Annotated in this window: 10 protein-coding genes, 1 pseudogene and 1 riboswitch; of the genes and pseudogenes, 1 reads left to right on the plus strand and 10 read right to left on the minus strand. The window is 39.9% G+C overall.

The features are described 5' to 3' along the window. Positions 1 to 30 precede the first annotated feature (30 nt). The 4 genes from NST62_RS10390 to NST62_RS10405 are packed head-to-tail and all read right to left on the minus strand — an operon-like array spanning position 31 to position 7,261. A complete protein-coding gene (locus NST62_RS10390; RefSeq protein ID WP_342462860.1) occupies positions 31 to 4,035 on the minus strand; it encodes a hypothetical protein in 4,005 nt (1,334 codons plus the stop codon). Continuing rightward, positions 4,019 to 4,762, minus strand: a complete 744-nt coding sequence (locus tag NST62_RS10395) for a DUF6063 family protein (protein WP_328219744.1) — start codon at positions 4,760 to 4,762, stop codon at positions 4,019 to 4,021. Before NST62_RS10395 ends, NST62_RS10390 begins: the two co-directional genes overlap by 17 nt. After that, a complete protein-coding gene (locus tag NST62_RS10400; RefSeq protein ID WP_141602345.1) occupies positions 4,749 to 6,257 on the minus strand; it encodes a replicative DNA helicase in 1,509 nt (502 codons plus the stop codon). Before NST62_RS10400 ends, NST62_RS10395 begins: the two co-directional genes overlap by 14 nt. Beyond that, positions 6,227 to 7,261 carry a Wadjet anti-phage system protein JetD domain-containing protein gene (locus NST62_RS10405; RefSeq protein ID WP_342462861.1) on the minus strand — a complete coding sequence of 345 codons (1,035 nt, stop codon included), beginning with the start codon at positions 7,259 to 7,261 and terminating at the stop codon, positions 6,227 to 6,229. Before NST62_RS10405 ends, NST62_RS10400 begins: the two co-directional genes overlap by 31 nt. 537 nt (positions 7,262 to 7,798) lie before the next feature. Between NST62_RS10405 and NST62_RS10410 the strand changes: the two are divergent. Further along, a pseudogene (locus NST62_RS10410) lies at positions 7,799 to 8,429 on the plus strand (IS4 family transposase); the annotation flags it as partial. Positions 8,430 to 8,803: 374 nt separating this feature from the next. Here NST62_RS10410 and thiC read toward each other — a convergent pair. The 6 genes from thiC to NST62_RS10440 form a co-directional block, all read right to left on the minus strand. Further along, positions 8,804 to 10,525 carry a phosphomethylpyrimidine synthase ThiC gene (thiC, locus tag NST62_RS10415; RefSeq protein ID WP_141602348.1) on the minus strand — a complete coding sequence of 574 codons (1,722 nt, stop codon included), beginning with the start codon at positions 10,523 to 10,525 and terminating at the stop codon, positions 8,804 to 8,806. Between the two features lie 151 nt (positions 10,526 to 10,676). Next, positions 10,677 to 10,791, minus strand: a riboswitch (TPP riboswitch). A 209-nt stretch (positions 10,792 to 11,000) separates the two neighbouring features. Then, positions 11,001 to 12,170, minus strand: coding sequence for an IS256 family transposase (locus tag NST62_RS10420; protein WP_342462862.1), 1,170 nt, complete (start codon positions 12,168 to 12,170; stop codon positions 11,001 to 11,003). 343 nt (positions 12,171 to 12,513) lie between these two features. Continuing rightward, positions 12,514 to 12,786 carry a DUF3986 family protein gene (locus tag NST62_RS10425; RefSeq protein WP_033026638.1) on the minus strand — a complete coding sequence of 91 codons (273 nt, stop codon included), beginning with the start codon at positions 12,784 to 12,786 and terminating at the stop codon, positions 12,514 to 12,516. A gap of 23 nt (positions 12,787 to 12,809) precedes the next feature. After that, the gene (locus tag NST62_RS10430; protein WP_246045913.1) at positions 12,810 to 13,016 is read right to left on the minus strand and encodes a hypothetical protein; all 207 of its coding nucleotides are present in this window, start codon (positions 13,014 to 13,016) and stop codon (positions 12,810 to 12,812) included. 26 nt (positions 13,017 to 13,042) lie between these two features. Beyond that, positions 13,043 to 13,705, minus strand: coding sequence for a hypothetical protein (locus NST62_RS10435; protein WP_342462863.1), 663 nt, complete (start codon positions 13,703 to 13,705; stop codon positions 13,043 to 13,045). Positions 13,706 to 13,842: 137 nt separating this feature from the next. Continuing rightward, positions 13,843 to 14,127 carry a hypothetical protein gene (locus NST62_RS10440; RefSeq protein ID WP_342462864.1) on the minus strand — a complete coding sequence of 95 codons (285 nt, stop codon included), beginning with the start codon at positions 14,125 to 14,127 and terminating at the stop codon, positions 13,843 to 13,845. Positions 14,128 to 14,490: the final 363 nt, after the last annotated feature.

Genomic DNA, 14,490 nt, shown 5'->3' on the forward strand with positions numbered 1-14,490 from the left:
TTTTTCTCCGCCTGACCATACATTGCTCTGCTACCAAGAATAGGACCTTGTCGACACTTTATTTTCGTTTGTCACTTTACGGCAACTTACTTTCATGCCTTCATTTTTCATCACCACTTGCAGAAGCTGTTTGGTTTGCAGCCACATTTCAATGTCATTCCGAACTTTCGTTTCATCCTGAAGGCCATTTTCTTTTACATAACGATCCGACTCCAGTTGAAGCATGATCCACTCAATGTAATCGCGGATCCGCTGCTTACCTTCTTCTTCGTCCCATTGAGGGATCGTAAAAGTATAAATCGTTTTCCATTGATCCTCTTCTTTTACTTTTGTATGTTTTGGAATTTGTTTCAACTCTTCTACCACTGTTTTTAAATGGTTATGGATTTGGTTGATATATGCCTGCAATTCCTCATCTTTTTGCCGTATATGTTCATTGGCATAATTCGTCGACCGCTCGATTCGGATCATCATATTCTTTTTAAAATCCAATAACTCTTCATAACCCGTCTTATAATCCACACCTTCAATCGCCATTTTTTGCAATTTATTATCAGAAATCGTTGAACAAAACTGCTTATAAGCTTGTTTTTGGGCATCCACCGCTTCCTTTTCCTTCTCCACTTGTCCACTATGTTGCTCCAATTCTTGGATAATGGCTTTCACCATTTTCTTCCGATTATAGATAAAATCCATTTTTTCATTTTCACTTAAAGGGATTGTCACGACTTGCGGTGCGTTAAAATGATGTTTTTCAATGAATTTGATCAGCTCGCGTTCTGCTTCATCAATCTTGTTTTGCTCCCGTAACACTTGTTCCATCTGTTCATCCAAATAATTCTTCTCTTTTTGAAGCGCCTTCTTTTCTTCAGCAAGCTCTTCTTCCGCTTGGTTTAATGGAACGGAGAATGTGTAAATATCATGGTTCGGAAAATTTTCACGGAAAAGCTGTTTCAGATGATTTCTTTTTCCTTTTTGCTCTTCCTTTGCAGAAAGCTTTTCTGTAACCTGTTTTTCCAACTTGTTTAATGCCTGTTTCAACTCTTTTATTTTGATAATCTTTTTTTGCAATAAATGTTCTCCATCTGATGGAAATTCCCAATGTTCATGCACATTTTCACATTCATTGCGGATCTGATCCATCTCTTCCTGCAGTTTAGTCAAATTGTGTTTGGCATTGGCCAGCTTTTCATTCAATTCTCCTATACTTTTTGACGCTTGATGGATTTTCAAATTCAGCGTCTGGATTTTGTCGCGGAGATTTTTCCGGCTTTCCCCGGTAAAAATTGGGGTCAATGATTGCACTTCTTTATACTCTTCATCATTTTTAAGAGAATCTAATTTCCATTTTAAATTTTGTTTGCGTTCCTCCAGTGCAGCCTTTTGTTCGTTATAATCCAATAATTGTGCGGCTAAATGTGCTTTTTTGGCTTTTATATTGGCCAATACGTCTTTCAACTCTTTTTCAACTTCCTTGGCCTCTTTTACTTCACGGCAATAATGGAAATATTGATTCCCTTCCTGGATTTTCCGTTCAAGCCCTTGCATTTCTTCTTGGCAAAGTTCCATTTGTTCCCCGATGGTTGTGATTTGATGCTTCAGATTCTTTCGCTGCTGCTCCGCATTTTCAATTTCTCTTTCGATTTGTTCGATTTTTAACATCGTTTCCGACCATCTTTTTTGAAAATCGGTCAGCCGTTCATATGGATAGTCTTTCAAAAATTGTTGGAAGGCTTGTAGGGCATATTCCCATTCTTTTTGTTCCGTTTCTTTCAGTTCTCTTTCCTTCGTCGCTTTTTCCGCATCCACACGGACTTTTTCTTTCCATTGCCCAAAGGTCTCTTCCATCATCCCTTTTTCCCAATGAGCAGGAATAATCCAGGATGGCTCCGGTTGGACGGCATCTTTCTTTATCTTCGCCGCTTCTTCGGTCGTCAGTATTTGAATCGGGTATCGAAGTTCATCTGCAAGGTCTTCCACTTTCTTTTGCAATTCTTCCTTCGATTTATTGGTTGTAATCAAAGTGACAGCCCATAACGGATAGAAGACTTTTTCTTCATAATCCGCTTCATTCAGCATCTGCAAATATTCAATACCCGTTACACAATAGTCCAATTGATTTTTCCATGATTTTATCCGCGCTTCAATCAACGGATCGCTGAAAAATGTTTTCTGTTCCCCATAATCATCGACTAAACGCCATGCCACCCGCTCTTTGTATAATAAAACCTCTTTTTCCTTTTTCAATTTTTCGATGGTTTCATAAAGCCGGTTATAAATGGAGTGTTCATTTTCATAGACCGATTCCAGAATGGCCCATTGCGGTCTTAATCTTCCCAAAATTCGAATCAATTTTCTTTGTTCATTTTCAATTTGGCTTTTCTCGTGTTTCAATTGTTCTTTGGCAACATGCAAACCGTTCTTCTCATTTTTTAATTTTTCGATGGTTTCATCCAGCTCAATCGATTGCTTCTCTTTTTCCTTCTTCTCTCCGTGCAGCCGTATCAGTTCTTCATCCAAAAATTGATGGCGGTTTTGCCATTCGACCATTTTCTCTTCCACTTGTTCGTGCTGTGGATTGGAAAGCAACAATTGTTTCAACCTTTCGATATCCGCTTCCCTCATTTGGATGGTTTTCTGAACACCGGCGATTTCCCTTTGCTTATCCAAATCATGTTTTTCGATGGACCGCTTTTCTTCCTGCAAAGTATCGATTTGCCTTACAATCGGATTGAGTTCGAATTGGATTTGTTCCATATTCTTTTTCATGTCATCCATCTGTTCAATAAAATGTCCGAGCAGCGCCTGCTTCGTTTCTTCCAATTGGTTTTGCAAATCCGAGAGCTCTTCTATTTCTTCCAGCTTCTTCATTTCGCTTTCAACAAACGCAATTTCCTTTTGATAATGATTCAAAAGTTGCTTGCATTTCGCAAATTTCAATGAATAATAGGCAAGGCTATGTTGCTCCAGTTCTTCCTTTTTTGTGCCATATTCAACATTTGCCAGATCATAATCTTTCTGCAGTTGTTCGTATTTTTCTTCCTCAACGGCAATCTGATAAGACGCCACTTTCACTTCATGTTCTTTTTTCTTTTGAATCCAAAGATTGAATTGCTCTTCATTCTTTTCCATTTCTTTTGCAACATCGATTTTTTGAATTTGAATCTCTTCCCATATTCCTTTTGCCTTCTGCTTCGACTTGTCATAGGCAAGCTGGGAGGAATGCAGTTTTTCAAACGTTTGCACGTATTTTTCCAGTTGATGTTGGATCCGCTTGTTCTCTTCAATGGTTTCTTTCAGTTTTTTATAAAGTTTCAAATTATCCAGCTGTTTTTCAAAGATATCGGCAAAAAGGGGTGGATGATGACCCGCAATCGATTGTTCAACGGTCGGTATCAATAAGCGGTCAAATAACTGGGTGGTGTTTTTGCAGGCTTCGAAAAAGGCCTCGACGCCCCCTTCCGAGCTGTTGATTGTCACAATACTTTCCCATTCATCGGCAATAATATGGTATTGTTCTTCAATAAACTTCCGATATTCTTTGATTGTCGAAAAAGTTCTTGCCGATAAAGGATATCGTTCCTTCATGCCATTGTAATAATCAAGCATTTCCCCCTTGTCGGCAGGTCTAGTGCCGCCTTGTCCTTCCCGAACAAAAGGAATGCCTTCGATTCCGTTCTGATCCCCTTCATCATATTCATAAACATAGCGGTAAGAATCCAATCCTTTATCCGTCATAAAAAGGGTCACTGCCGTCACAACATATCGCCGTGGACGTTCATTGAGTATCCATTCGATCGCAATATGGGCCGGGGCATTTTCCAACACCAAAGTGTTTTTAATTTTTCGATCCGCCAAATCGGTATGGGGAATCATCCCTTGCAATACCGTTTGGATAAAAACGGTCTTCCCTCCGCCGTTTTCAAGAAGAATCGCCCCATTATATCCGTTGAATAAAAAGAGTTCATCATTATAACGCTTGTTGCCTTCTTCATAGACAATATTGGTCAATCTGATTTTATTGATGGCCGGCATGTTGTCCCTCCTTATCAAAACCATAAAGAAACTCAAAAATCCCTTTGTTATATTCCACTGCCATGAAAAATCGCTGGATGATGGTCATCGCTTTTTCCGTCAAGGTGATTTCATTATTCCCGATTTCCCGGATCAACTGTTGGTCGTTCAAAAACTTTGCAACCATATGCAGGAAGCTCATTCGGCTAATCGTATTTCCTGATTGCCGCTTAGCGGTTTCCTTAATATCATCCATATCATCCCATTTTTCGATGATAGCGCTCCAATTGTAAGAAAACTCTTTTTCCGATGCTTTTAATTGTTCCTCATCATGGGATTTCAAATGATCAATCCGCTCCTGAATCAGCCGGATCCAATCATCCATGCCGATAAATTGCCTTGTGGGATGCGGACTTTGATAGGAATCATAAAAACTGCCGAAAAGAACAAGTATGCAAAAATAAAGAAGATACATATCCGCATTCGTCGCACCGGAACGCAAATATTTCCGTTTAATCCACTCATTGCTTACATGGAATGGAGACAGCTTCGGTTCAGGAACGAGAAACAGTTCTTCACTCGTTTTGATTATGGCGCAATGCACTTCCTGGCTGAACAATTCAAGAAGGGCGCGCACATCTTCATCGGCATTATAGATTTGAACGGCCTCTTTGCCCAAAACCCCGTCCCTTGCCAGCTTCGTATATAGTCGAAAGGCTTGCAACACCGTTTGTTCAGAATAGTTCATCTTCATCCTCCAACTTTATGTTCATTTCACTGATGGAATAGCGATCTACTTTTTGAATGATCGCTTTATCTTCCGTAACGATTAATTTGCGTTTTCCCAATAATCGAAAGGCCTCATCAAAAACCGTTCTGCTTTCTTCATCATCCGTTCCCGCTTGAATAGGCGAACGTTGGTGGAGAACAATCCAAAAATCGTAGAAATACCGCATTTGGAATAGATTCTCCAATTGATTTCTTTCGAGATAGGATATGAACTCGGATAACGTATTGCCGCTATTTTCTTCATAAGCCTTCAGAAAATGTTCCATCAGCTCTTTATATTTTTCTGAAATCCATTGTTTATATGAATTGAAGCTGTTTTCGTCATCCACTTCATAAAAGTGATATTCCACCTTCTCTTTTCGGTCTTCCACGATATTCTGTTCTTCCAAAACAGCAAGCGGCGACCAAAATTCATTTTCTTCCACTTTCAGGAAAGGATGGAGAACGCCTTTCATCGCATCCAACGGCAAAGGGGTGGACACAATGAGAGACACGATATCTTGGTCGAAGTTAAAGGAATGCATGCCCGTATAATAAAGCGACTCCTGGGCTGTAATCAAAGTCGTGTTTTTCAAATGGAGAGTCTGATTCAGAAGCTCGGAATGTTCATAGTGCACTTTCTCCAATTCCCTGTTGATCTGCAAAATGTATTGATACGTTTTCTGCTCCTTTTGATGAATATTTTCGGCAAACAATCGTTCCCTCGTTTCTTTGACAAACTCCCTCAATTCTTTGAATTCTTCATCTTCCCGTTCCAGCCTCTGAAAAATATCATCAAGCAGCTCTTTATACCGCTCAAACGTTTCTTCGGACACAATGCTTCGCTGGATTTCATGCTTCAATTTGACAATGCGTTCCTGCAACGTCTCGACGGCCACCCGCATTTCATTGATTTGCCGGAGTGCCCCCTTAAATTCCCCCTTTTCCAGCTGTTTCCGTAAAATCAATTGGTTGATGGATATTTGGAACTCACTATAAAATTCCTTCGTTGCAAAAATCAATTCCAATCCATCTTCATCCAATGTATAGAATTGGCTATTCGTTCCGGCATCAAAATCGTTCGCCTTCAAAATGGAATATTCAATGGTCTCCTCCGCCTTTTCCTCCCAATCAAAATAACCGTAGCTGCGTTTTTTTCCGTGGGTCGGGCGGAAATTTTGAATCAAGGTTCTGGCCAGTTCTTCATAGGTTTCCTCTTTCAGCATATACACTTCTTTCGTGACCTCTTTTAAAAAGGAAGCCAATTCTTTGACACCTGTCCTTTGATTTCGCATCAACTTCTGTTCAAAGAAAAAAAGCAAAGTGAGGAGGCCAAGCCCTTTCATATCAATCTTCGTCCCATTTAAATCAACATCCCTTTTCCGATCCAGTTCATTCAATGGTTCAAACAGGGCGATACGCCGGATCCGATCTCTGTATCCGCTTAATAACGCTTGCATATCCATCTGTTCCAATCGGATCCCCTCCAAATTTCCTGCAATTCTTTTGATTTTAAGATTTCCTGCGGGTAATACTTCCCTTGCGAAAACATCATCGCCAGTTGTTCTTGCTCCTTTTGCGGAAATTGGCTAATGAATTTTTCTTGAGCTTCAGTATATTGTCTTTGATATTCTTTTCCGGCGATCGGCTGTTTTTCAAGACAAGCTTTATAGAATGGCAATGCCAAATGGGCTTTGATTTTTTGATTCAACGAATGCCAAATGGACACTCCTTCCCGGTCAATGTCGCCGAAATAGAAAAAATGATGCTGGGCGTTGACCGGATATTGGTCCTGGAACTGTTCGATGCTATGGATGATTTTCTTCCCACTTCCGTAAATCAATGTGGAAAATTCAGTGGATGGCAAAGCCGGAAGCAGACCTTGATAAGTCGTTTTATTTTCAACAATCAGGTGAAACTGTGTCTCCTTTGTCACCAGCTTGGGATGGATGGCAAACATCAACGGGTCGGAAACAGGGATGATGTTAAAAGAATGGAAGAGTCCGATACGCTCCAGCAGCTCTTTTCCCCCTTTTTCAGTGAGCCATTTTTCATCCTGGACCAGTTCAAAACTGCGCTCCGGTGCAGGAACGGACTCTTCCGGAAAACCAAATGTTTTTATGTATTCATCGATTTTGATGAGATAAGGAAGATCGTGCCGCCAAATGGAAGGATCTTTTTTGTAATATTCATCAAGGTTTATGGATGGATGGAACTTGTTGCGATAATGTTGAATCTCTTGATGGAAACCGGTTTGAAGCAGACTTTTATTGATCCGGTACTGAAAGGCGAGCGATGGTTTTCTTGTCGTTCTTCCTTTAGACTTCACCATCTCCAAAAAGCCTTCCTGTTCCAACTTCAAAATAAAGCCGGCATATTCTTCGTATGTATGAAAGAAATTCCCCATGATTGCTTCCAATGCGGATAATCCTATCATTCTTTTCGGATAGCCATTAAGTGCGCGGTAAATTTCATCCACTATCCTTACCTCCGAACATTCTTTTTTCCTATTTTACTTAAAATGAAGGGAAATTGAAAATACAAGTCTGTGAAGAAAGTTAGGGGAATGTTGCACTGTTCAAGAAATGTTTGGTTTTGGGGAGGGGATTTCAATAAAAATCGTTTTACGGGGCAATCAATAGATTTGTCAAAACAATAAAAAATGGAAATTTTTGTTGAGAAGTGTTTCTTTCCATTCATGTATTCTTTATTTTCGAAACTTATGAATTTTTATACATCGTAGTGTGTTTCTCTTTATATTCACTATAATAAGAAATTAAATACCTTTTGTAATTATTATGGATTCGCCATCGGACACTAGTGTCGCATAAAAAATACCAATAGACATAATAAATCTGAATTTTCTGTAACTATATTTTCCCGCTAGCGTCGCATTAAAATAATTTAACACCTTCAAATAAACCGAATTTTCTGAAATATAATCTAAACACAAAAAAATCCTTTATAATGGTTGGGTGGTAGTAAACCATCCAAATCCAATACAAAGGACAAAAGCATGGATAAGTTTACACGAAAAACATCATTTGAACAATGGTTTTCACCGATTAATCGTCCATTATTTGACGACCTAGTGAAAACACATCAATTAAATCACTATACCAAGAAGCTTTATATGGCTTCATTTATGAAACTGCTTTTGTATGCCCAACTCCATGAAACCGAGAGTTTACGGGCGTTGAGTGACGCTGTTTTTTTCTAAAGAATTACAACGTGCAACAGGTCTTCCATCGATTAGCTTTTCCCAATTAGGGAGACGAATCAATACCATCCCAACTGAGTTCTTTCAAACGATTTTTCTCGATTTAGTGGCACAAATTCATGAGAAAACACATTTTCAAAAGCGAAGAAAGCTGACAACGACACTAAAAATCATTGATTCGAGTACGTTGCCACTGAATTTGACGAACCACAAATGGGCAGAGTTCCGAAAAACAAAATCGGGCGTGAAGCTTCACTTGCGTCTTGTATTTATGGAAAAAGGACTTTCTTATCCCGACAAGGCCATACTGACAAACGCAATCGAACATGATCGTGGTCAATTAGAGGTATTCATTGATGATCAAGAATGCCTGTACGTGTTCGATCGTGGATACTTAGATTATGAGCGATTTGACCGTATGACGGATGTGTTTTCGTTTTTTGCTAATTTTCCAGAAAAATAAAATCTGAAATTTCAAAACTTATTTATGCGACGCTAGTGATGTAATATATATATAAACTTAAAAGAAATGACTAAAAACAAAAATAAAAAAGCTAATCCATTTCCCGATTTCCACCCTGCAAAACGGGAGATGGATTAGCTATATATTTGACAATCCCCTTCACCCAATTACATATTCAATAATATAAAATCTCTATATAATGGCATTTGATACATTTTCGCATAAACGGTGTCTCAAAAAATGAATGCTGGCAATTTTTTTGAATATGGGCAATTTGCTGTTCCAATTTAAGAATTTTTTCCTTCAGTTCGGCAATGTCCTTTTGCAACTCTTGAACATTATCGATAGAGAGATGAGCCATTTTCGACAAACTCCTTCGCTTTTTGTTTCATCCCTTCTTCCCTCACCGTTTTTTGCAGCTCATGTGAAATTTTCATCGAGCAAAACTTCGGCCCGCACATTGAACAAAAATGCGCGACTTTCGCCCCTTCCGCCGGCAATGTTTCATCATGATATTCCCGAGCTCGATCTGGATCAAGCGAAAGGTTGAACTGATCGTTCCAACGAAACTCAAAGCGCGCTTTTGATAACGCGTCATCCCGCCGTTGAGCTCCCGGGTGCCCTTTTGCCAAATCGGCCGCGTGTGCTGCGATTTTATAAGCGATCACTCCTTCACGCACATCATCTTTATTCGGCAGCCCTAAATGCTCTTTTGGCGTCACGTAACAAAGCATCGCCGTTCCGTACGCGCCAATGATCGCCGCTCCAATCGCGGATGTAATGTGGTCATATCCCGGCGCGATATCGGTCGTAAGCGGTCCTAATGTGTAAAACGGCGCACCTTTACAAATTTCGATTTGCTTATCGACATTTTCTTTAATTTTATGCATCGGCACATGCCCTGGCCCTTCGATCATCACTTGCACATCATGCTTCCAAGCGATTTCCGTTAATTCTCCAAGCGTCTCCAATTCAGCAAACTGTGCTTCGTCATTCGCATCGGCAATCGAGCCTGGACGCAGCCCGTCTCCAAGCGATACTGCAATATCGTACGTTTTCAAAATCTCGCATATCTCTTCAAAATGCGTGTATAAGAAGTTTTCTTCATGGTGGGCTAAACACCATTGCGCCATAATCGAGCCGCCGCGTGAAACAATGCCAGTCGTTCGGTTTACCGTCATCGGTATGTAACGAAGCAGCACCCCCGCGTGAATCGTAAAATAGTCCACCCCTTGTTCCGCTTGTTCGATGAGCGTATCACGGTAAATTTCCCACGTTAAGTCTTCAACGACGCCGTTTACTTTTTCAAGCGCTTGATAAATCGGAACTGTCCCGACAGGCACAGGGGAATTGCGAATAATATATTCTCGTGTCGCATGAATGTGTTTTCCCGTCGATAAGTCCATAATCGTGTCTGCTCCCCAGCGCACCGCCCAAAGCATTTTTTCGACTTCTTCTTCAATGGATGATGTGACTACGGAATTACCAATATTCGCGTTAATTTTTACATGAAAACGACTCCCAATAATCATCGGTTCACTTTCCGGATGGTTAATATTCGAAGGAATAATCGCTCTTCCTTCGGCAACTTCTTGACGTACGATTTCCGGATCTATATTTTCGCGAATCGCAACAAATTCCATCTCCGGCGTAATAATCCCTCGTTTTGCATAATGCATTTGTGTTACAGTTTTTCCTTTTTTTGCGCGCAGTGGTTTTCTCTCGAAAGGCAGAGTAATCTCTGATTGCTTCTCATTACGGAATCCGTTATCTTCCGGTTTCACTGGACGCCCCTCGTATTCTTCAACGTCGCCTCTTTCTAAAATCCAGCGTTTTCTTAGCGGAGGCAATCCTTTTTGAATGTCCGGCTGAAAATCAGGATCGGTGTAAGGACCGCTTGTGTCATAAACACGAACAGGTTCATTTTCAATGATTCCTGTTTCTGTCTTTGTTGGACTTAACGTAATTCCTCTCATCGGTACACGAATATCCGATCTTGAACCTTCGACATATACCTTTTTACTCGCAGGAAATTGCATGAAAGATTTGATGTTTTGCATGTAACTCCTCTCCCTTAAAATAATGATTTAGGATCTGAAGTTACACCAAAACGCGGGGCAGAGATAGGAGAATATATGCGGAAATAAAAATCGGGTTCTCTAAGAGAACCCGATGGAACGCAAATAGCGAAACGTACGCAACAAACACATACACTCCCGCTATCTACTTCCCTACGCTGGTATAACCCAGATCAGGTTCAAAGGGTCAAAGAACTTAAGCGCGTTCTTTTCTCAGTCCAAGCTATTGGACTCCCCTAGTAGATAAGCGACAAACTTATTTAAATTTCCTTAATATTAACATACTTATAAAGCCATGTAAATAGGTTCTTGGTACCGTCAAGAATTTTGTGTAATGTATTGGGGTAGGGTTTCTCTGAAATGGATTTGAATTGATAGGGGACTGAGGAGACTGAATATTCAGTCTTCTGTATGCAAAGGGAGAATCCCCCTTATCTCATTTATTTACATTATTTAGTTAATTGTAACGTTCTTCAAACATTCGCTCGAGGGCTTCCTGCGCTTCGGCAAATCCTCGCAACTTTCGCCCTGCCCATTTCTCGTTAAAGTCCTGTATCGTCAAATATACGACTTTTTCAGCGGCTTCTAAACTGCTCAAACTGTTCATCGGTTTTAGGCGTTTCCGAATCTCCTTGATCGTTCGTTCGATGGCATTGATCGTATAAATCACACTTCGAATACTGCTTGGATAGTCCATAAAGGTGAGAAGGACATCCAACTCATTGGCCCAAGATTGGACTTCTCTCGGATACTTGCTGGACCATTTCGACTCAAACTGTTGAAACATTTGTAACGCCATCTCCTTATTCGGCGCGCGATAAATCAGCTTGAGGTCCTCTGCCACTTCGAATTGGTCTTTTTTCCGAACACGGCTGAGGGTGTTGCGGACTTTGTGCACGACACAGCGCTGCACATCGGCTTTCGGATACACCGCTTTAAAGGCTTCCTCCAGCCCCGGAAGGCCATCGAAGACGCCCAGAAGCACTTCCTTGACGCCTCTTTGGTAGAGCTGCTGGAGAATCTCCCGCCATCCGTAGGCGCTTTCTTGTCCTCCTACGAAGAAATCAAGAATTTCACGATATCCTTCTTCATTCACCCCTAACACCACATAAATGGCTTCTTTCTCCACGGTTTCGCGACGAAGTTTTACGTATAAACCATCCAAATATAAGACAGAATAACGCTTGTGCAGTGGACGAGTGTGCCATTTCTCGATGCCTTCTTTCACGACATCGGTAATACGGCTGATCGTCGCTGGAGAATAAGCATTTCCTAGAATTCGTTCGATAAACTTGCCAATTTCCCGTGTACTCATGCCACTTTGATACATCCTAATGATGGCTTCCTCCAGCCAGCCGGTGTGGCGTTGGTAAGGAGCGAACAATTGGGTTTGAAATTCCCCGTTTCGGTCTCTTGGAACCAAAAGACCCTCAATCCGGCCATATTGCGTATCTAGATTTCGCTGATAGTAGCCGTTTCTCATATTCGGCGTTCCAGCCTGTTCGATTTCGAGGAAATGTTTGATTTCTTCCCGCAAGATCAGTTCTAATTTTTCCTTCACAAACTGACGGATCACACTTTCCAGTTGCTTTGCCCAGTCGACATTCGGTATACTTCTTTTAGACAAAGGTAGGGTACTCCTTTCTCTGGAATGTGTTTTTGTCCAAATCAGAGAATACCCTACCTTTTTTCTTTTGATCTAGTAAAATGCTTTACACAAAATTTTATACATCATCTCGAAAGGGGCTTCTATTTATAATAAAAATAAAACGTTTGTTTTTTGTTGAAAACAATTTCTAAATTGTGCTTGCCTAAAGTGAGCTTCAAACTGTCGAACTCGGGGTAGAAGTTCTGTGTCCTTTTTGGGAAGAGACTATACGATTAGAATTGAAAAATGCCCCAAGTGTTTTTCATCACTTGGGGCATGGATTGAAGTTACGTTAGCAAATTCGTTCCTTATTTCTTATATTTTATATTATATTATTTGCTTTTAACCATTCTTCAAATAGCTTACTTCCGACTTCATAAGATAAATCATCTGCATCAACAGTAAAAATCTTGTAACCATATTTTTCATGGAAATCATACTTATCTAATATTTTTTTAACTAATGTAGTATCTTGTTCATTATCTAAAAAAACTACCCATTTATTTTCATTCTGAATTTTATATGCGACTGCTTCTAAGTCAACATTGTTCTCATAATATCCTAAATGAAGATGCTGATTGGGATCAAATTTCACGCTTATCCACTCCCTGCAATTGATTACCATCTTAATGCACCAACCACATTTTTCGGTTCTGCATCTCTAAACTCCTTGATCATGTCCAAATAATCGTTAATATTTTCAACCGTTGCATCCCTTCCTTCGAATTCCAAAATAAAAGCTGCTATATAGCGCCAAACATTAGGGCCTGTCCATGATGATAATGGTATATTGTACAAATCTTCCCAAACATGCCGAAAATCCATTTGAAGATGAAACTTTGAGCGAATCTCTAAACTTTGTTCAAGCGTTTTCGTACGGTGTCTCCATATTTTTGCCCCTCCTTCTTCAACTCCAAAAAACCAAATCGGGGCATTGACATTTCCATAGCCAATCCAATTATACAAACATGATTGAATGTTTCATTTTTTTGCACGTACACCAATTGATGGAACACTTCTTGCCACGATAAATATCCGAAATGAACACCGCTTGGCAGTTTTCTGTCTTCCATCACCTTTTTAGCAATCATATTCACTTCTGGTTCCGTTCCTAATAAGAGCAAAAACTTTGGCGTCTGTCCCTTACCCTTTAGTAAATCACTCGCTTCTCGCTCCAATTGATCGTCTGATGATAAAGGACTATGGTATTTCACTTCGATTCCTATGATCAAATGATCAAATTCAAGTAAAACATCGATTTCACTTCTTTCTCCCTTGACCCAAAACTTAACCTTATCCCCTATAAACTCGTCTTTTTGCATCTCCAAACCATTTATGAACACCGTTTGAGCGGTTTGAGAAAAAAATACAGCCTTGCTTAAAATCGGCTTAATCCCTTTGTGAAAAGGGAGATAACGCGACGTACCAAATACGTTCGCTGTCAGCTGATCTTCAAGCCGCTCGCTTAAATTCGAACCTTTCGATGATATTTTTCCATGTATTTCAGCTAACAAACTTTCTCTCCCCTGTCTGTGCCCATACATTCGACAAGTGACAGGATCCGCGTGCAACGAAGCTTCTCCTGTCGCACTCTAATTTTTTAATTGCTTCTCATAACACTTCTTCATCACAACAGATAAATCCGGGTTAATCAAGTCTTGCCCAAGACGTTTTCGTTCCTGACACAGCTTTTCTTCAAGAGGTGACAACAGACACTAAAACTATTTCTCTCAACTTCATCATCATTTTCTATTTCTTCCAATAAATGGAGAAGATCTCTAGTAAACGGCTTTAAATTTTTGTCCTCTAGTTGGAGAATATGTTTAAATGAAATGTTGATCATTTCATTCATGGATACATATTCAGCAAATCCTATAAATACCATGTAGCTACCTTGTTTAAACCACTTTTCAATAAAAGATTTCTCCCTCCGCAACTACTTGTCCCCCCTATTGAGATGTTCTAGCTTATGACCATCATAACAAGAAGAGAATATGGTTTATGGCAAAATGAACGTCCATGAGTAAACTTTACTCACTACACAAGCATGAAAATGGTGCTCATGTATCCTATATATTTCACAAGAAAACATTTTTTGTAAGAAAAACTTCGTAGCGATTCACTATTTTCTACAATAATAACCCTACTAATGGATATTATACTATATTTAACCAAAAAATTATCGCACCTTGCCACAAAATCAAAAACAGAAGCTCACTAGCTTCTGTCTTTAATGAATGATTAACCATTTAGCGCTTGCAGCATAAACAGATTTACATATTCTATGATCCGACGAATT

This window comes from Ureibacillus sp. FSL K6-8385 (assembly GCF_038593155.1).
In the GTDB taxonomy this organism is placed as follows: Bacteria; Bacillota; Bacilli; order Bacillales_A; family Planococcaceae; genus Ureibacillus; species Ureibacillus terrenus.